We start from the raw sequence: 18,959 nt of genomic DNA, 5'->3' as shown, positions 1-18,959 counted from the left end.
ACTGTGACTGACTTTTCCACTCTGGCGGGAAGGCCCACGAAAATTGCCGCCCGCGGTTTTGGCTGGACGCATGCCGGGCGCACCCAACCAGCGTTAGCTGATATTGATCTGGTTATTGAGCCGGGCGAGCGGGTATTGCTTTGCGGAGACTCTGGATCCGGAAAATCCACCTTCCTAGCTGCTATAGCCGGGGTGCTGGGCTCCGATGAAGAGGGAACCCGCACCGGAGAGCTCCTCTTGGAAGATTCCACTGGCGCGGTGGAAGAACCGGGACATTCCATTCCCGTAGGGCTGGTGTTGCAGGACCCAGATTCGCAGGTTATCTCAGCTCGGGTGGGAGACGATATTGCTTTCGGCTGCGAGAACCTAGCGTATCCGAGGGAAGAAATTTGGCGCCGTGTAGCCGCGGCTAAGGATCTGGTCGGCCCGTTTGTAGATATGGATTTTCCCACCGAGCGCCTGTCCGGTGGGCAAAAACAACGCCTTGCTTTAGCGGGTGTAATCGCTATGGGTGCCGGTGTGGTGCTGCTAGATGAGCCTACTGCCAATCTTGACCCTGCCGGCGCACGCGATGTGGTTCGTGCCGTTTCTGCACTGGTGGAAGAGACTGGGGCTACCCTCGTGGTGGTAGAACACCAACATTCGGCCTGGGAGGGGCTGCTTGACCGTGCCGTGGAGCTTGCGCAGGGGCGCATCGTGGCCGATGGCCCCTTTGAGCAGGTAGCAAAGCGCCGACGTGTCGAAGGGCTCCCGCAGGCGCGCGAGTTGGGAGATGATGCAGCTGGGGAAGGCGCCGCTGCACTCTGGAGTAAGGATTTGGTTACTCGCTTCGGCCCACCGCGCACGATTTCTCTGCTGGCGGGCGCTTCGACTGTGATTACAGGTCCTAATGGCGCAGGAAAATCGACTTGGATGATGACCATGGCGGGCTTGCTGCCGGCTATCTCCGGCGAGATCGGCGTGGCAGACTTTGTGCGCCGCGGGGTCAAGGGACCACCGATTCGGTGGAAGTCTCGTGAGTTGGCAGACCGCATTGGTTTCGTATTCCAAAACCCGGAGCACCAGTTTGTTTCTCGCACTGTAGCGGAAGAGCTGCGCGTGGCTCCACGGGTGATGCGAGTGAAACCGCCCGAAGAGCGCATAGCGCAATTGGTGGACTCCCTGCGCCTGGAGCACCTTTTGGAGGCTAATCCCTTCACGCTTTCTGGAGGCGAGAAGCGCCGCCTTTCGGTAGCTACTGCGTTGGTAACTTCACCTGAGGTGGTGCTCCTTGACGAGCCTACTTTTGGACAGGATCCGCAGACCTTTGTGGAGCTGGTGCGTTTGCTACGCGAGCTAGCCGATGGGGGTACCACCGTTGCCTCCATCACCCATGATCCTTTGTTTATCCAGGCTTTAGGGGATCATCATGTGGAGGTGGATAGTGCCTAACCTTTTGCGCGGAGCCAATCCGCTGACGCGAGTGTTTATGATGTTCATCTGGGTCACTCCCATTTTGGCATCCATTGACTGGGTTTCGGCAGCGGTATCGTTAGTGCTCACCCTGATTTTCGCCCCGTTATGCGGGGTATCGTGGGCGCGGGTCTTTAAGGCCGGATGGTTCCTTTTCTTAGTTGCCCCGATTTCCGGCATTTCCATGCTTCTTTACGGTGAACCCAGCGGCACCGAATACTTCCAGTGGTGGCTTATTCACATCACCGAAAATTCCCTCAGCCTGGCAATTGCTATTACCCTGCGCGTCTTCGCCGTAGCGTTGCCCATGGTGGTGCTTGCACGCGATGTTGATCCGACCGAATTGGGCGATGCGCTTTCGCAGATCCTGAAGCTGCCATCGCGCTTTGTCATTGGTGCAGTGGCAGGTGTGCGCATGATGACGCTCTTCCAGTCTGACTGGCAGTCGCTGGGGATGGCGCGCAGGGCGCGGGGGTTGACGGACGTCGGCAAGCTCAAGCATCTGCTTAGCATGTCCTTCGGGCTTTTGGTCATCGCGCTGCGCCGCGGTGGCAAGTTGGCCACGGCTATGGAAGCGCGCGGATTCAGCCGCACGCCACCGGGAGGAGGGGCAAGGACATGGGCGCGCGAGTCCCGCCTACGGGCCCGCGATGGGTGGATTATGGCCCTAGGTACTGTCCTCGCTTTTGTACCGGTGGTAGTTTCGGTACTCACCGGGGCCTGGAGATTCTTCGGCCTATAAACCGCGAAAGCAGTGATTAAGCGACCATGGACTTTGATAGCCAACAAGAGCGCCTTTTAGAGGACGTCGTCAAGCTGGCGGCAGCCAGAAAGCGTGCCTTCAAGCCAGTAACCGTGCTTATCGACGGCCCTTCGGGCGCCGGAAAGACCTGGACTTCTGCCGCGCTGGCCGAGCGCACCAACTGGCGCGTGGTACATCTCGATGAGTTCTACCCCGGATGGCATGGCTTAGACAAGGGCTCGGACATGGTGGCAGAACAGGTGTTGCGCACCATGAACCCCGGCTATTGGCGCTGGGATTGGGAGGCAGACGCCCCTGGAGACTGGGCTAGCCTGGACGTGCGCGATGATCTCATTGTGGAAGGCGTGGGCTCGGTAACCCCGGCCAATATCGCAGCAGCAAAGGAGAGGGGAGCGGTAGTGAGCGTGCTTATCGACGGCCCCCGTGACCAACGCCGCGAGCGCGCCATCGCTCGCGAGCCCGACTACGAGCAGTGGTTTGAAACCTGGGAAGCACAGGAAAAGGACTACTTTGCCACCAAGGCTGCTGAGGCGGATTTAGTATGGGAATGGTCCTAGCAGGAGGAAGGCGCCGATCGCGTTTTGTATCAAGCGCGATCGGTTTGCTACTCTAAACGGCAGTTCACTATGCGTGCCATCTTGGCGCGCGGTGAAGAGTCTGATCCTTAACAAGGCACCACCCTTGGAAAGAGTTCTGGACATGCGGCAGCGCCCCGGGAAAGAGCGCCCATTTTTGCATGTTTGGTTCCTTTCTTTTGGTTTCGGTGCGATTCGACAGAAAGACTGTTAAATGCCAACTATTCAGCAGCTGGTCCGCAAGGGCCGCCACAGCAAGCGTTCTGAGGTGTCTACTGCTGCGCTGAAGGGTTCCCCGCAGCGTCGCGGCGTATGCACCCGCGTGTACACCACCACTCCTAAGAAGCCGAACTCCGCACTGCGTAAGGTTGCTCGTGTTCGCCTGACCACCGGTATTGAGGTTTCCGCCTACATTCCGGGCGAGGGCCACAACCTGCAGGAGCACTCCATGGTCCTCGTTCGCGGCGGCCGTGTGAAGGACCTTCCTGGTGTTCGTTACAAGATTATCCGCGGCGCTCTGGATACCCAGGGTGTCAAGGACCGTAAGCAGGCACGTTCCCGTTACGGCGCAAAGAAGGGACAGTAATAAACAATGCGTAAGAATGCTGCTCCGAAGCGTCCTGTAGTCAAGGACCCGGTATACAACTCCGAGCAGGTAACCATGCTCGTCAACAAGATCCTCCAGGACGGCAAGAAGTCCACCGCAGAGCGCATCGTCTACGGTGCTCTTGAGGCTTGCCGCGAGAAGACCGGAACCGATCCGGTTGGCACCCTGGAGAAGGCACTGGGCAACATTCGCCCAGACCTCGAGGTTCGCTCCCGCCGTGTCGGTGGCGCTACCTACCAGGTGCCGGTTGAGGTTCGCCCTGACCGCGCAAACACCCTGGCACTGCGCTGGATGGTGACCTTCACCCGCCAGCGTCGCGAGAACTCCATGATCGAGCGCCTCGCAAATGAGATCCTGGATGCCTCCAACGGCCTCGGCGCTTCCGTTAAGCGCCGTGAGGATACTCACAAGATGGCAGAGGCCAACCGCGCCTTCGCCCACTACCGCTGGTAATTTCAGCACCCACATCAATGGCCCAAGCAACGAGAAACAAGTTTCGCGCTGGCTGCCGGCAGGTTTTGTCTGGCGGCGACACAAAACTACATATCTCTTGCTTGGGTCATTTTTTGCCCTAATGGGTGTGATTTTTGGGCGGTATACCTGCCCAGTCCGGCGGCATCGTTGAGTGTCCAGTACACTGAAGCGATGGAAGTCTAGGGGCAGAATGCTCCGAGGACGGCCAAATAGTGGCAAAAATATACATGACCTTATCCATGCAGGCGTCATAGCCAGAAACCTGGTCACGGCGTCGACGACTATTAAGTTGGGGTATAAACGTGGCACAAGAAGTGCTTAAGGATCTGAACAAGGTCCGCAACATCGGCATCATGGCCCACATCGATGCTGGTAAGACGACGACCACCGAGCGTATTCTCTTCTACACCGGTATTAACCGTAAGGTGGGCGAGACCCACGACGGTGCTTCCACTACTGACTGGATGGCACAGGAGAAGGAACGCGGCATCACCATTACCTCCGCTGCCGTGACCTGCTTCTGGAACAACAACCAGATCAACATCATCGACACCCCGGGCCACGTCGACTTCACCGTTGAGGTTGAGCGTTCCCTGCGTGTTCTCGATGGCGCCGTCGCAGTCTTCGACGGTAAGGAAGGCGTTGAGCCACAGTCCGAGCAGGTGTGGCGTCAGGCTGCTAAGTACGACGTTCCGCGTATCTGCTTCGTCAACAAGATGGACAAGCTGGGCGCAGACTTCTACTTCACCGTTCAGACCATCATTGACCGCTTGGGCGCTAAGCCATTGGTTATGCAGCTGCCTATCGGCGCTGAGGACGACTTCGACGGCGTCGTTGACCTGCTGAATATGCAGGCAATCACCTGGCGCGGCAAGGTCGAGACCGGCGCTGAGCCTACCTACGAGGAGATCCCAGAGGACCTCAAGGACAAGGCTGCAGAGTACCGCGAGAAGCTGGTGGAGACCGTTGCTGAGTCCGACGAAGAGCTCATGGAGAAGTACTTCGGCGGCGAGGAGCTGACCATTGACGAGCTCAAGGCCGGCATCCGCAAGCTCACCATCAACTCCGAGGTCTACCCGGTTTACTGTGGTACTGCCTACCGCAACAAGGGTGTCCAGCCGCTGCTGGACGCCGTCGTTGACTTCCTGCCTAACCCGCTGGATGTCGGCGAGGTTGTCGGCCACGAGGTCGGCAACGAGGAGAACCAGCTCACCCGTAAGCCTTCCGTGGAGTCTTCCTTCTCCGCTCTGTCCTTCAAGATTGCAGCTCACCCGTTCTTCGGTCAGCTGAACTTCATCCGCGTGTACTCCGGTCAGGTTACCCCGGGTACCGAGGTTATGAACTCCACCAAGGGCAAGAAGGAGCGCATTGGTAAGCTCTTCCAGATGCACGCCAACAAGGAGAACCCTGTTGAGCAGGCAGACGCCGGCAACATTTATGCAGTTGTTGGTCTGAAGGAGACCACCACCGGTGACACCCTGTGTGACAAGGATGACCAGATCATCCTCGAGTCCATGGACTTCCCGGATCCGGTTATCAAGGTTTCCATTGAGCCAAAGACCAAGGCTGACCAGGAGAAGCTGGGTAACGCAATTCAGAAGCTTGCTGCTGAGGACCCAACCTTCACCGTTGAACTGGATGAAGAGACCGGCCAGACCGTTATCGGCGGCATGGGCGAGCTTCACCTCGACGTTCTGGTTGACCGCATGAAGCGCGAGTTCAAGGTCGAGGCAAACATTGGTAACCCGCAGGTTGCATACCGTGAGACCATCCGTAAGAAGGTTGAGTCCATGGAATACACCCACAAGAAGCAGACCGGTGGTTCCGGCCAGTTCGCAAAGGTTATCTGCACCATCGAGCCGTACAACCCGGACCCGGAGACCCTGGAAGAGGGCGAGTCCGCAACCTACGCATTCGAGAATGCCGTTACCGGTGGCCGCGTTCCGAAGGAATACATTCCTTCCGTTGACGCTGGTATCCAGGACGCTATGCAGTACGGCTACCTGGCAGGCTTCCCGATGGTCAACATCAAGGCCACCCTGGAAGATGGCGCTTACCACGACGTCGACTCCTCCGAGATGGCCTTCAAGCTGGCCGGCTCCCAGGTCTTCAAGGAAGCAATGGCCAAGGCTAAGCCAGTTCTGTTGGAGCCGATGATGGCTGTTGAGGTTGTTACCCCTGAGGAGTACATGGGTACCGTCAACGGTGACATCTCCTCCCGTCGTGGCCAGGTCTTCGCTATGGATGACCGCTCCGGTGCGAAGGTTGTTAAGGCTAAGGTGCCGCTGTCCGAGATGTTCGGCTACATCGGTGACCTGCGTTCTTCCACCGCGGGCCGCGCAAACTTCACCATGGTCTTCGATTCCTACGCAGAGGTTCCGTCCTCCGTTGCGCAGGAGATCATTGAGGAGCGCACTGGCGGCGCTAACTAAGCGTTAGCCCCCGTCTCTTCCGCGGTTTAGGCGGGCTGGTAATCTTCGCCAGTAGATGCCAGACCCGCCGCGGGCGGGACCACTGGGCCAGGGTAGCGGCGGGCTGAGTTTGCAGCTTAGGCTTTTAGGTTGTGAATTGAGCCGGCCGTTACCCTCCCAGGATCCTTTTTAAAGATTCTTGTCGAGGGAAATGGCCGCGATTTTTCGCGGGGTTACCTCCTATAACGGCGGTTTGAAAAAACCGCGACATAAATCTAGGATCGTGTAACTGGCACGTAAAGAAAGCGTCATTAGCGCTTTGCCCCACGTACTGTGGGTCGGGTGCCAATGACAACTGTCAACCACGTGGCTGCGAAGGTCGTAGCCACCATATAGTCCAGGAGGACATACAGTGGCAAAGGAGAAGTTCGAGCGTACGAAGCCGCATGTGAACATCGGCACCATCGGACACGTCGACCACGGCAAGACCACCACCACCGCAGCGATCACCAAGGTTCTGGCTGACCAGTACCCTGAGGAGAACCAGGCATTCGCGTTCGACATGATCGACAAGGCTCCTGAGGAGAAGGAGCGCGGTATTACCATCAACATCTCCCACGTTGAGTACTCCACCCCGAAGCGCCACTACGCACACGTTGACGCTCCGGGCCACGCCGACTACATCAAGAACATGATTACCGGCGCTGCTCAGATGGACGGCGCTATCCTGGTTGTTGCTGCAACCGATGGCCCGATGCCGCAGACCCGCGAGCACGTTCTGCTTGCTCGCCAGGTTGGCGTTCCTTACATCCTCGTTGCACTGAACAAGTGCGACATGGTTGATGATGAGGAAATCATCGAGCTCGTTGAGATGGAGATCCGTGAGCTGCTCGCAGAGCAGGACTACGATGAGGAAGCTCCTATCGTTCACATCTCCGCTCTGAAGGCCCTCGAGGGCGAAGACAAGTGGGTACAGTCCGTCGTTGACCTGATGGAAGCCTGCGATAACTCCATCCCAGATCCGGAGCGCGCTACCGACCAGCCGTTCCTGATGCCTATCGAGGACATCTTCACCATTACCGGTCGCGGTACCGTTGTTACCGGCCGTGTTGAGCGTGGCCGTCTGAACGTCAACGAGGACGTTGAGATCATCGGTATCCAGGAGAAGTCCCAGACCACCACCGTTACCGGTATCGAGATGTTCCGCAAGATGATGGACTACACCGAGGCTGGCGACAACTGTGGTCTGCTTCTGCGTGGTACCAAGCGTGAGGACGTTGAGCGTGGCCAGGTTGTTATCAAGCCGGGCGCTTACACCCCGCACACCAAGTTCGAGGGTTCCGTCTACGTCCTGAAGAAGGAAGAGGGCGGCCGCCACACCCCGTTCATGAACAACTACCGTCCGCAGTTCTACTTCCGTACCACTGACGTTACCGGTGTTGTTAACCTGCCTGAGGGCACCGAGATGGTTATGCCTGGCGACAACGTTGAGATGTCCGTCGAGCTCATCCAGCCGGTCGCTATGGACGAGGGCCTGCGCTTCGCTATCCGCGAGGGCTCCCGCACCGTCGGCGCTGGCCGCGTTACCAAGGTTATCGAGTAATCGATACCCCGTAACCGCTCAGTAGAGCTATAAAGAATCCGCTTCACCTTAGGGTGGGGCGGATTTTTTGATGCCTTCTCCATCTTTCCCGCGACTCTGGGAGACCCGCATTAGCTGTTCCAGCGTGGGCCATGAGAGGCTGGCCTAAAAGAGGCCTCCCGCAGCCCTCATCAATGGGGCTGCGGGAGGCTTCAGCGCATTGCGCTATCAGTGTGGTGTGTGGTGCCTACTTTTCCCAGCCGATGTCTTCCTTGGGGAGGATGGCAAAGCCGTTGGCACCGTAGTTGGCCAGGCCCTTCTTCACGCCCACCATTTGCGGGCCGTTGGCGAAGGGGAGGATACCGTAGTGGCCGAAGGCCTCAGATTCGAGTTCATTGACGCGGTCAATCTGCTCGTCCTTGGAGGACAGATTTTGCAGCTCCTCAATCTTTTTATCGAATTCCTTGCTACCGGTGCTGGACATATTCAGTGTGGAATCGCTGGCGTAGGTCTGGCCAAAGTACGCCACGCCGAACGGGTCAGAAGAGGCAAACGCGGAGAGGAAGAGGTCGAAGTCTCGCTCAGAGGTTACCTTGGAGAACTCGGAGGATGGACGCTCTTCAATCTTGAGGTCGACGCCAACGTCTTTGAGCATCTTTTGGATTGCGGCTGCTAGGGACTTGGATACCTCATCGTCACCGATGAGGATATAGCGCAGGGATAGCTTTTCGCCGTCTTTGGCATAGATTCCGTCATCATCCTGCTGATAGCCGGCATCCTCCAGCAGCTCCTTGGATTGCTCAGGATCGAACTTGATGACGTCCTTGATATTGTCCTTGTAGCCTTCCTGGGTGGAGTAGAGGGTAAGTGAACCCGGCATCTCTTCCTCGTAGCCCAGGCCGTTATAGCGGATCTCGGCCAGCTGATCGCGGTCAATGGCGGAGAAGACGGCGTGGCGCACGTCCTCATCCTTGAGCTGTGGGGCCTTGGAATTGAGGGTGAGGATGACATTGGCAGGCCGCAATGCTGCGCGGATGTCGATGTCATCGCCCATCTCGCCGGCAATGGTGAGGCTGTTCTTATCGGCCACGCCAGCCGCATCGATCTCCCCGGCTTGGAAGGCGTTGATGGTGGCATGGGATTCCATGACGCGGAAGCTTGCCTTCTTGAGCTTTGGCTTATCGCCCCACCACTTTTCGTTCGGCACAAGGCTGAGGGTGCCGCTTTTGAAGTCCACGTTGTCTACCTTGAATGGGCCGGCGCCGTACTGCGGGTTCAGCTTGCCCAGGTAGGCCTTGTCAAATTTCTCCGCACTATCAATGGCGGGGTGGAGCAGTTCATTGAAAAGGCCCTGCCACCACGGGTAGGGGCCATCGAAGGTAATGACCACGTCCTTGTCGGTAGCGCCCTTTTCCACAGAGGTGATGCGCTCAAAACCGTCCGTGGCGTTTACTTGGACGTCCTCGTCCTTGCCGTTGTTAAAGCGCCAGGTATTCTCAAAGGCCTTCCAATCGATAGGCGTGCCGTCATTGAAGGTGGCGTCCTTGTTGATCTTGTAGGTGACGACGGTGTTGTTCCCCTTCTTGTCTTCCTTGGCCTCGTCGATGTAGTCGGGGTTTGGGGTGTAGTTTCCCTCGCCGTCGTATAGCGCCAGCTGTGGGTTGTACCAACCCCATACCGTGCGGGTATCGGTGACCATATTGGCGTGGAAGGTATTTTGCTGTTCGGTCAGTTCGCCGATGGGGAGGGTGAGCTCACCGTCGTCCTTGAGCTCGTCACGGGATTTCTCGTTATAGTCGCCGGCTGGATTTACCTCGATATCGAGGCCGCCTACGGCCTTATTAGAGTCTCCGCCCGAGTTGGCGGCGCAGCCGGTGAGGGCAAGCGCTGCAGCAGAGAGGGTGGCTACGGTAGCAATCTGGAAGCGGGTGAACTTTTTCATGGTTGGTTTCTCCTTGAGTGAGAGGAAGTAAAGGTGCGCTAGTGGGGTGACTGCCCGCACCCTTTAGGTGTGAAGTTAACTATATAGAATGCCGCGTGTGTGTAAGGTCACTTTTGGGAAATTGGTGAAGCATTCGCTGAACCGGCGTTGCGGCGCTGGCGAGCGGCCGCCGGATCCGGAATCGGAATGGCTTCCAGAAGCTTCTTCGTGTAATCCGCTTGGGGATTCTCGAAGATTTCATCGGTTGGCCCGGACTCCACAAATTTTCCCTTGTACATAACGGCCACGCTGTCAGAGAGGTGGCGCACCACGGATAGGTCGTGCGCAACGAAGAGATAGGACAGGCCCAGCTTCCGTTTCAGATCCTCCAGCAGATTGATGACACCGGCCTGGATAGAGACGTCGAGCGCCGAAACGGGTTCGTCCAATACCAGGACCGATGGGTTGGTTGCTAGCGCGCGGGCGAGGCCGATGCGCTGGCGCTGTCCGCCGGAAAAGTGGCTGGGGAAGCGATCAAGCTGGGAGGAATCCAAACCGACAAGGCCCATGAGCTCGTTCACGCGGGCATCCACGTCGCCGTCAAAGCCGAGTGAGTTAAGCGGCTCGGCGATGACCTCGCGGACGGTAAGGCGAGGATTGAGAGAGCTCATTGGATCCTGGAAGACAATTTGGATGTCCTTGCGGGCTTCGCGTCGCTCAGAATTGCTCATTCCAGCCGCATCTTTCCCATTGAGCACCACCGTGCCGTTTTCAGGCTTTAAGTCCATGATTTCCAGCAAGGTGGTGGTCTTGCCGCAACCGGACTCGCCCACGATGGCCATGCATTCGCCCTTGCGGATATCGAAGGTGAGACCGTCAACTGCCTTGACCGTTCCTACCCGGCGCTTGACCAGTGCGCCCTTGGTGAGCGGGAATTCTTTGCGCAGGTCCGTGACTTCCAAGGTGGCGGGACGCTCATCGCGGGGAATGCTAGCCATGACATCCTCGGACAGCTGCGGCGGTTTGAACATGAGCTCGCCGTCGATCTTGCGGTTGCGGATTTCGGGCGCGCGCAGGCAAGCACTTTGGTGCGAAGGGGCATCGTCTAGCGGGATAAGCGGCGGCTCGCCGTCGGAGCAGGCGGGCTGCGCCACGGGGCAGCGTGGCGCAAATTGGCAGCGTTGTTTCAGGTCTACCAGCACCGGCGGACTGCCCACAATGGGAGTGAGCGGTTCTTCGGCCGATACGTCGGGGCGTGGCGTGGAGCCGAGCAGGCCCACCGTATAAGGCATACGGGGCTGGGAGAAAATGGTATCCACATCGCCGCGCTCGACGGGACGGCCGGCGTACATGACCATGACATCATCGGCCGTTTCTGCCACCACGCCCATGTCGTGGGTAATCATGATGGTTGCAGCCCCGGTCTCACGTTGGGCGAGCTTGATAACGTCCAGAATCTGCGCCTGAATGGTTACATCCAGCGCAGTCGTGGGCTCATCCGCGATAAGCACGCGTGGATTATTAGCAATCGCGATGGCAATCACTACACGCTGGCGCATGCCGCCCGAGAACTCGTGTGGGAATGACTTTAGGCGCAGGTGCGGATCGGGGATGCCTACCAGGTCGAGCAACTCCGTGGCCTCTTTGAGGGCCTGCTTCTTGCCGACGTCCCTATGGGCCTGAATTGCCTCCACCAACTGTGATCCGATATCGAAGACTGGGGTGAGTGCGGAGAGCGGATCCTGGAAGATCATGCCAATGCCATTGCCGCGGATATCGGACATTTGCTTATCACTAAGCCCGAGCAACTCGCGTCCGTCAAACTTCACGGAGCCGGTGATCTTCGCGTAGTCCGGGAGAAGCCCCATGATCGACATGGAGGTTACGGATTTTCCTGAACCGGACTCACCCACGATGCCGAGTGTGCGGCCAGGATAGAGATCAAAATCCACGCCACGGACGGCGGAGACGGATCCGGCTTCGGATGGGAAATTTACGCGCAGGTCTTTAACGGACAAGACTGGCGAGGTCATGCTTTACCTCCGGAATTCGAGTTGGGGTCGAGCGCATCGCGCAGGCCATCGCCGATGAAGGCCATAGACACGGTGAGCAAGGTCAGGGTGGCTGCAGGGAAGTAGAACAGCCACGGGGAGGATTGCACGGCGGCGGTGCCGCCCTGCAGGAGGGTACCGAGGGAGACGTCGGGAAGCTTAACGCCTAAGCCCAGGAAGGACAGGGCCGTCTCCGAGCCCACGGTGCCCACCACGCCGAAGACGAATTGGATGATGAGGAGCGAGCCAATATTGGGGATAACGTGGCGCACGATGGTGCGCAGCTTGGAAACACCCATGTAGCTGGCCGCGCGGACATAGTCCTGCTCGCGCACTGTAAGCGCCAAAGACCAGATAACGCGGGCCTGGTACATCCATCCAAAGACGATGAGTACGACGATAAGCAACTTCCAATCGCCGCCGGAATCCGCTACTACCAGTGCAATGAGGAGGAAGGTAGGAATGGATAGTAGGAAGTGGATGACCGCCAGCACCGCCTTTTCTGCAATGCCTCCCCACAAGGCTGCGGCCGATCCGACGAAGGCGGAGATGACCAAGGTAGCCAGAGATACCACAATGGCGATTGTGAGCGACCTTCCCAAACCGTGAATGGTCTGGGCATAAAGGTCATTGCCGGTGTCATTCGTGCCGAACCAATGCTCCGGGCTCGGTGGCTCCGATAGCGCAAGGAAGTCGGGTTCGGAGTAGTCCCACTTGGCAAAGAAGCCGCCGAAGAGGGCTGCAAGCACCAGGAAGGCCAGAATGATAAGGCCCAGGGTGGCGAGTTTATTGCGGAAGAAGCGGCGCAGGTACAGCTTGTAGCGTGAGGTGCCACGCGGCATCTGCTCCAGGGTGGCTACCTGTTCGGCCTCAGCGGGGGAGAAGGGGTCTCCCGTAGCGACTTCGCTGTGTGCGGTGATTTCCCCACGCGGTTCCTGCTTGAAGTAGTTGCGGTCTTTAGACGGGGTCATTTAACTCACCCTCACTCGTGGATCAAGCGCGACGACGACCAGGTCCGCCAAGACGGCGGAGATAGCCGTCATAGCGGCGCCAAAGGCGGCGACGGCCGCTGCACCGTTGACGTCGTTTTTGCTAATGGTCTCGATGAAGTATTGGCCCATGCCGTTCCAGCCAAAGATGCGCTCCGTCATCACCGCACCGGTAAAGATTCCTGGGATGGAAAAAGCCACCGAGGTTGCGACGGGAATGATGGAGGTGCGCAACGCGTGCTTGCGAATCGCCTGTTGGCGGGTCAAGCCCTTGGCGCGGGCAGTGCGCACGTAGTCCGCATCCAAGTTATCTAGCAGTAAGGTGCGTTGGGTCATGTGATAGCTGGCGTAGCTGATGAAGACCAGTGAAATGGTGGGAAGTACCAAGTGCTGTGCGGAGTCTATTAGCTTGGGGAAGAAACCTTCTACGTCCAGCGAATGGGAGCCGACAACGTAGAAAATCTTCTTGCCGGTGAGCTCGTTGATCTTCAACGCGCCCCACACCACAGCGATAGAAGCGACCACGACGTGGGTATTCATCGCGATGATGGATATGCCCTGCCAAATGCGGTCGCCGGTCTTGTACTGACGCGAAGCGGTATAGACGCCTACGGCCACGCCGAGGAGGATAGACAAGATGGTAGAGAGCAAGAGCAGCTGTGCGGAGACCCAGATGCGGTAACTAATTTCTGAATTCACCACCTCGCCGACCGGGGAATGGCCCCAGTCCCATTTGGTGAGGATATTGGTCAGCCACGTCCACCAGCGTTGCACTAATGGGGTATCGGGGCTGAGGTTATAGGGCTCGAGGAGGTTATTGATTTCCTCCGCTGAAAGCGGTGGGCGGCGTCCGGTGTAATTGGACCGTGGGTCCAGAAAGCTGGCCGCCAAGAGATAGGCGAGGTTGGTAGCCAAAAAGATCATGAGTAACCAGCCCAAGGTCTTTTTGATCAGATATTTAGTCATAGAGATTCTCCGTGCGTGGTTAAGCAGGAAACGGGGATGCAAGGTGTATCCAACGAGCAAATCGTTGTATGTGACTAATTTAATAAGCTGTTATACAGAGCACAATCAAAATAGCCCCGTGACATAAATCCCCAATAATGTGACAGGTATTAATTGGCGCGCTAAGGGTTGTATATCGTGTAATAAATGCACTTTAAGCAGGTATTACGGTGTTGAAAATTGTTGAACATTTATAGTATTTATTTAATTGAATGAAATTAACTCGGGGGTGAAAAAGTTTCTCCGCCCCTCTCGCCTGACCAGTGCCAGCGCTGGGTAGTCTTGGCGGATATGGATGACCCCACCCGCATCGATCCCACCCTTGAATCCCTCCGCCGCGCCTGGGAGGGCCAGCCCGATCTCAGCCTTCCCACCTTCTTTGCCATGCTGGCTAACCAAGGCATCGGCTGGGGCGCGAGCGATGCAGAGCTGGTAGCGGAATTAGAGCGCCAAGTGGACGTTCACCCGCCCCTGTTGCCATTGGAGAACGGTCGCGTTACCGCAGGGGAGTGGCTCGTGCTTGCCGACGCCCCCGCCAACCGCATCACTGCTACCCCCGCCCGCATCATCGTGCGCCGTCCCGATAGCCAACCCGTGGTGTGGGCTTATGAGTCCATTCGTCCCACAGGGCCCGGCCGCCCATTTACTATTCGGGATACCGAGGGCTTCGAGCACCGTTTTGGCGCGGTCTCTAGCCTTATGCGGCTAAGTCTTGAGCGTCCGAACCTCGGCGGCCTCAAGCGGCAGGACTTGGGTGATTTCGTCTTCGTCCTCCGGTTCGCAGCGGCCATTGGCGTGCTCGACCACGGCCTGCACCTTTTTGCTAAGGAAAACCGCCGGGTTAGCCGCCAAGATTATTCTTGGCAGCGCATAGAAAAATGCCGCCCCGGTGAGGAGCTGGAAATGATCCTCGGGGGCGGCGAGTCGGCCCGCTTCGGGACCGTTCAAGAAGTTTTGGTGGCAGAGACTCCGAACCCGCTATTCGGATAGGTCCTTCATCGGCCCCACCTTGCTGAACTGCAGCTTATAAATGGTGTCCAAATCGGCGTCCGGAAACGCGGCGCGGAAATCGCCTTCATTGGTTTCCACGGCGCTGGTAAGGCGCTCCACCGGGGTGTCGGGATTTGCCGTGACCGTGTACTGCAGCGTGGGCCGCGCGCGGTCATAGGCCACAAGTCGCTCCACATGCTCGACGCCCTTGACTCCATCCAAATCCTGGGCCACGGCGCCGGCAATCGCATTCATTGACGTCGTGATAGAGCCTTTGTCATTAGACGATGCAGATTCCACGTTATTGAAGCGACGGTGGCGCAGGTTAGCCACCACAATCCACAGCCCCACGATAAGCAGCAGCGCGGAACCGCCGGCGAGGGCCCAGACCCACCAGTCATTGTTTGCCAGGTTTTTCCACGTATCGTGGTCCACCCACAGGGCTAAGTACTTGGCAAACTCCACATTAAAGTGGATAAGGATGGGCCATATACCCAAAGCAATGAGGATGATTCCCAGCAGGCCGAGCAGGATGCGGTCAAAAGTAGCAAGTTTTCTAGACATTGTTATCCAACTCCGGAATCTTCTCTACAGCCACGTTAACCTGCGGCGGATTCTGCAAGTGGGCCAGACACTGCGTTACCGCGGTCTCTACTCGGCCCTGCAGCTCGGCATCATCGGTATCGCCATTGACGGTGACTTTGGCGGTCTTGCTATCCGCGGAGGTCTGTGCGGAGGCAACGCCCGGTACACGGCGAGCCGTGGCCGAAGATAGGCGCGCGATATCCACCGGACGCATCCACATGGACGCGGTATCGGAGGTCAGCTGCATGTGCGTTGTGCGGCGCGTCTTTAGTGCCGCAAACAGGAAGACAAGTCCGACGACGATAGAGGCGACACCGGCCCAGATCATCCAGGTCTGCAGCTCTTCAGTGGCAATGAGATCAAGTACCGGCTGAATCCACGACTGCGCATCGGAACCCGAGCCAACTAGCCACGTCTCGCGTACGCCGACGATGCCTGCGGCGAGCAAAAGCAGCCCTAGAATCACGGCCCAAGTGCGCGCCGCTGGAGACGCCTTGGGCTGCTGCCCAAAGTGTTCAGGCATGCGCTGATCAGCCATTATTGCCTCCTTGCGGGCGGTACGGATTAATCGAAATGGCGCGCAACGGCTCGGGCCGCGGCGCGTCTACGTGTAGTGGGCGAGGGTTTGCCGGGGTGACCTCAATACGCTTGAGCGGCTGTGGCCGCGGAACCTCGACCTTCCGTGCGGGAGCCGCTTTGGGGGCCTGCACGCGACGCGGGGCCCACTCGTGGCGAATTTCGATCTCGCGTAGCGGCTGCGGCCGAGGAGTTGCTACCTGTACCTTCCGTGCCAGTGGACGAATCTGCCCACTAGGGACCAACTTGGCGGGACGTGGTGTCGCTACGCCGTGGACACGTACTGGCTGAGGCTCCTGGACCGGCCGCACCGAATGGTCACTTGGGGAAGATACCTCGCGCAGCTGGTGGTCTGGGAGGTTGGCGGAAATGCTGCGCACCTCGGCCTCGCGCGGGGGCTTGATAGACCGCACTGCGACGCCGGTCGACGGCGCAGCGATAGTGCGAACCGGTGCTTCCTGTGGGGTGGCGATACTGCGCACATTCACCGACTCCGCTGTGACTGGCTGCCACACCGGCAAGGGCTTGATGCGTGGGGCGACGGTAGCAGCAAGTTGGCGCTGCTCCACCTCCGTGGCAGTCACGCGCTTGCCCGGAACGGAACCGCCAACGATGACATTAACGCGGGTGGTGGAGTACCCGGTGTGTGCCGCAATGGCCTCCGAGATGGCGGCGCGAGTATGCTCCGCAACTGTGGTAACCGGTGAAGGCCACACCACGCCAATAGTGGCGTTGACGGCAGCTACCTCGCGCTCGGAATCCATTTGGACCGAGACCCGTGGAAAACCGCGGCCGCCGATGCCCGCTAGCTTGGCCTCAATGGCCTTAGTGCCGGGCACACTAGCAATCGCGGCGGTAACGATGTGTTCCATGGTCCGCAGCGAGATACGCGTGTGGCCCTGAGTGGAACTATCTGTCATTAACCTTGGCCTTTCTCCTTACCAATGAGGCCATTCCACACAGAAGTGAGATCGATACGGCCATCAAAGTGTGCTCCCACAATGCCGCCGATAACGGCAAGGAGTACGGCGAGCAGGGTAGGACCCCAACCTAGGTGCAAAAAGAAGGCAAGAATAAGGCCGGAAATGATGCCCAAAGTGGTGTAATTCTTCATATCTATTCCTTCGATGGAGCAGCGGATAAGCCATCTACGGCGTCAGAAAACTCAACGTCAATGCGCTGCAGTTCGGGACAAGCCTCACGGGTTGCGGACCGAATATGTTTTGCCAAGGCATAAAGGTCCGGCGCGGTGCTGATATCAACGCAGACGTTGATTTGCAGGTGGCGATCATCGCGCGGATCTGGTCGCCTCATTCCAACGATGCGCTCACCCGGCAGGTATAAACTCACCGAACCAAACGAACCGCCGTCGAGCGCGGCGACGCCGCGAACCTTCTGGACTGCTTCTGCAATAGCGCGGGCGTGGCTTACCTCGAGCTCGAAACGTGCTCGGGGCTCAGGCATTGGGCTTAAGCCTGACCCTGGTTCAAAGCAGCCTGGCCCTCCGCCTCAGACTCTTCCCTTGGCAGCTTTACGTCGTGTACAACGACGTTGACACGCTCGACGCTCAGGCCGGTCATGCGCTCAACCGCATTCATGATGTTACGGCGGATAGCCTCAGCGAGCTCGTGGATGGCCACGCCGTACTCAGCGGTGATGGCAATCTCGATGCGAGCGGTGCCCTCTGCTACCTCTACGTCTACGCCCTGGCGGACGTCTTCGGAAGCACCGAAGGACTCGCGGATATTGCCAATCATGCGAGCGCCGCCGCCACCCAGGGAGTCCACGCCGGAAACCTCGCGGGCAGCAATGCCGGCAATCTTAGAAACCACGACATCATCGATAGTGGTGGTGCCGTACTGGGTCTCGAGGTTGTTGTTAACCTCGCGTTCCTCGGAAGCTGGAACCTGGTTGTCGGTATTCTGTGCGGGAGTCTTGTTCTCAGACATGGGCGATTGTGCCTTTCTTTATTGGATGATGTATGAACGCGATATTCAACTATCGAGGCAGGACAAACAGTCCTCAGCCAACGTCTCCGAGCTTAGATACATCTCGGCCGAATGTGTGCTGGGGAGCAATAAAATTTTCCAAAACGTGATTTTTGGCACGGTTTGGGAAGCGGCTTGAAAACCGCAGCCCAACATGCTTAAATACAAAGGTTGCTTTAACAGGGCAGCGAGAACCGAGACTCGGTGCTGGCGGCGGACGTCGCCAAGCGTGAGTCTTGGGGAGACGCTGAGCTGGTAAAGCGAACATGACACCTTCGTTGTCGCCATGGTTCAGGGAAACCTGAAGCATTGACTGGAAGGTCATCCAATCGGGCTAGGTCCGCGTTAGAGCAGTGACACCCCGAGAAGATGGACCGGAGAAGGGGCATGGCAAATAAACAGCGGCAGTAGACGAATTGGACACTCTCCACGTGTAATGCGTGAAAACCGTCCTCTTCACAATACTTTGACTACGGGTCTTGTACCCCGTCGAGAGCACTGCGTTCTGGCACTTGCCATGTACCGCACTCTTGGTCGTCATGGCAGTCAGACCACTGGCGTTGTGTCAGGCCCCAAGCCCGGACAACGTTATAGAGAAATCGAGAAGCAATTTCCCACCGCTTCACGCCCCGGAAACGCCGGGAATGTGAAAGTGGGGAAGCGAGGAAGAGGATAAGCGTGGCGGGACAAAAAATCCGCATTCGGCTGAAGGCCTATGACCACGAGGCTATCGACGCTTCTGCAAAGAAGATCGTCGAGACCGTTACCCGTACCGGTGCTCGTGTAGTTGGCCCAGTGCCGCTCCCAACCGAGAAGAACGTATACGCAGTTATTCGTTCTCCGCACAAGTACAAGGACTCTCGCGAGCACTTCGAGATGCGCACTCACAAGCGCCTGATCGACATTCTCGACCCAACCCCGAAGACCGTTGACGCTCTTATGCGTATCGATCTTCCGGCAAGCGTCGACGTGAACATCCAGTAAGCGACT

At 58.0% G+C, this 18,959-nt stretch carries 19 protein-coding genes; 9 read left to right on the top strand and 10 right to left on the bottom strand.

The genetic code is table 11. The features are described 5' to 3' along the window. The first annotated feature begins 3 nt into the window (after window positions 1–3). From L8V22_RS03290 to tuf, 7 genes are all read left to right on the top strand, one after another. The gene (locus L8V22_RS03290; protein ID WP_238800420.1) at window positions 4–1,431 is read left to right on the top strand and encodes an ABC transporter ATP-binding protein; all 1,428 of its coding nucleotides are present in this window, start codon (window positions 4–6) and stop codon (window positions 1,429–1,431) included. Next, entirely contained in the window at window positions 1,424–2,194 is a 771-nt protein-coding gene (locus tag L8V22_RS03285; RefSeq protein ID WP_238800419.1) for an energy-coupling factor transporter transmembrane component T family protein, read from the top strand. Before L8V22_RS03290 ends, L8V22_RS03285 begins: the two co-directional genes overlap by 8 nt. A 26-nt stretch (window positions 2,195–2,220) precedes the next feature. Then, window positions 2,221–2,772 carry a nucleoside/nucleotide kinase family protein gene (locus tag L8V22_RS03280; RefSeq protein WP_238800418.1) on the top strand — a complete coding sequence of 184 codons (552 nt, stop codon included), beginning with the start codon at window positions 2,221–2,223 and terminating at the stop codon, window positions 2,770–2,772. A 232-nt stretch (window positions 2,773–3,004) separates the two neighbouring features. After that, the gene (rpsL, locus tag L8V22_RS03275) at window positions 3,005–3,376 is read left to right on the top strand and encodes a 30S ribosomal protein S12 (protein ID WP_238800416.1); all 372 of its coding nucleotides are present in this window, start codon (window positions 3,005–3,007) and stop codon (window positions 3,374–3,376) included. A 6-nt stretch (window positions 3,377–3,382) separates the two neighbouring features. Continuing rightward, complete coding sequence (gene rpsG, locus L8V22_RS03270) at window positions 3,383–3,850, top strand: 30S ribosomal protein S7 (RefSeq protein ID WP_005322865.1); 468 nt, start codon at window positions 3,383–3,385, stop codon at window positions 3,848–3,850. Between the two features lie 323 nt (window positions 3,851–4,173). Continuing rightward, window positions 4,174–6,303, top strand: coding sequence for an elongation factor G (gene fusA / locus L8V22_RS03265; protein WP_238800414.1), 2,130 nt, complete (start codon window positions 4,174–4,176; stop codon window positions 6,301–6,303). Between the two features lie 391 nt (window positions 6,304–6,694). Next, entirely contained in the window at window positions 6,695–7,885 is a 1,191-nt protein-coding gene (tuf, locus tag L8V22_RS03260; protein WP_238800412.1) for an elongation factor Tu, read from the top strand. Between the two features lie 226 nt (window positions 7,886–8,111). On the opposite strand, the gene L8V22_RS03255 is transcribed toward tuf, so the two are convergent. The 4 genes from L8V22_RS03255 to L8V22_RS03240 all read right to left on the bottom strand — a co-directional run bounded on the left by L8V22_RS03255 (window position 8,112) and on the right by L8V22_RS03240 (window position 13,791). After that, window positions 8,112–9,806: an ABC transporter family substrate-binding protein gene (locus L8V22_RS03255; RefSeq protein ID WP_238800410.1), complete on the bottom strand. Its 1,695-nt coding sequence runs from the start codon at window positions 9,804–9,806 to the stop codon at window positions 8,112–8,114. A 107-nt stretch (window positions 9,807–9,913) separates the two neighbouring features. Beyond that, on the bottom strand, window positions 9,914–11,818 hold the full coding sequence (locus L8V22_RS03250) for a dipeptide ABC transporter ATP-binding protein (protein ID WP_238800408.1): 1,905 nt from the start codon (window positions 11,816–11,818) through the stop codon (window positions 9,914–9,916). Beyond that, window positions 11,815–12,807: an ABC transporter permease gene (locus L8V22_RS03245; RefSeq protein ID WP_238800406.1), complete on the bottom strand. Its 993-nt coding sequence runs from the start codon at window positions 12,805–12,807 to the stop codon at window positions 11,815–11,817. Before L8V22_RS03245 ends, L8V22_RS03250 begins: the two co-directional genes overlap by 4 nt. Next, window positions 12,808–13,791: an ABC transporter permease gene (locus tag L8V22_RS03240; protein WP_238800404.1), complete on the bottom strand. Its 984-nt coding sequence runs from the start codon at window positions 13,789–13,791 to the stop codon at window positions 12,808–12,810. Between the two features lie 330 nt (window positions 13,792–14,121). Here L8V22_RS03240 and L8V22_RS03235 point away from each other — a divergent pair, with 330 nt between their 5' ends. Then, window positions 14,122–14,820 carry a hypothetical protein gene (locus L8V22_RS03235; protein WP_269966393.1) on the top strand — a complete coding sequence of 233 codons (699 nt, stop codon included), beginning with the start codon at window positions 14,122–14,124 and terminating at the stop codon, window positions 14,818–14,820. Here the strand turns inward: L8V22_RS03235 and amaP are convergent. From amaP to L8V22_RS03205, 6 genes are read right to left on the bottom strand one after another with little or no spacing between them, the layout of a single operon-like run. After that, on the bottom strand, window positions 14,809–15,384 hold the full coding sequence (gene amaP / locus L8V22_RS03230) for an alkaline shock response membrane anchor protein AmaP (protein ID WP_238800402.1): 576 nt from the start codon (window positions 15,382–15,384) through the stop codon (window positions 14,809–14,811). The two genes, L8V22_RS03235 and amaP, sit on opposite strands and share 12 nt — an antisense overlap. Continuing rightward, window positions 15,377–15,943 carry a DUF6286 domain-containing protein gene (locus L8V22_RS03225; protein WP_238800400.1) on the bottom strand — a complete coding sequence of 189 codons (567 nt, stop codon included), beginning with the start codon at window positions 15,941–15,943 and terminating at the stop codon, window positions 15,377–15,379. The genes amaP and L8V22_RS03225 overlap by 8 nt, the downstream gene beginning before the upstream one ends. Next, entirely contained in the window at window positions 15,936–16,901 is a 966-nt protein-coding gene (locus L8V22_RS03220) for an Asp23/Gls24 family envelope stress response protein (RefSeq protein WP_238800398.1), read from the bottom strand. The genes L8V22_RS03225 and L8V22_RS03220 overlap by 8 nt, the downstream gene beginning before the upstream one ends. Next, window positions 16,901–17,095, bottom strand: a complete 195-nt coding sequence (locus L8V22_RS03215; RefSeq protein ID WP_238800396.1) for a hypothetical protein — start codon at window positions 17,093–17,095, stop codon at window positions 16,901–16,903. Before L8V22_RS03215 ends, L8V22_RS03220 begins: the two co-directional genes overlap by 1 nt. A 2-nt stretch (window positions 17,096–17,097) precedes the next feature. Beyond that, window positions 17,098–17,445 (bottom strand): hypothetical protein, encoded by a 348-nt coding sequence (locus L8V22_RS03210; protein WP_238800394.1) that lies wholly within the window; start codon window positions 17,443–17,445, stop codon window positions 17,098–17,100. Between the two features lie 5 nt (window positions 17,446–17,450). Further along, window positions 17,451–17,930: an Asp23/Gls24 family envelope stress response protein gene (locus L8V22_RS03205; RefSeq protein ID WP_238800392.1), complete on the bottom strand. Its 480-nt coding sequence runs from the start codon at window positions 17,928–17,930 to the stop codon at window positions 17,451–17,453. 717 nt (window positions 17,931–18,647) lie between these two features. On the opposite strand from L8V22_RS03205, the gene rpsJ reads away from it, so the two are divergent. Beyond that, complete coding sequence (gene rpsJ / locus L8V22_RS03200) at window positions 18,648–18,953, top strand: 30S ribosomal protein S10 (RefSeq protein ID WP_003848085.1); 306 nt, start codon at window positions 18,648–18,650, stop codon at window positions 18,951–18,953. Window positions 18,954–18,959: the final 6 nt, after the last annotated feature.

Origin of the sequence: Corynebacterium yonathiae (genome assembly GCF_027570195.1) — a bacterium.
Classification (GTDB): Bacteria; Actinomycetota; Actinomycetes; order Mycobacteriales; family Mycobacteriaceae; genus Corynebacterium; species Corynebacterium yonathiae.
Note: the sequence above shows the minus strand (reverse complement) of the source record. Positions and strands in the feature narration are given on the sequence as shown.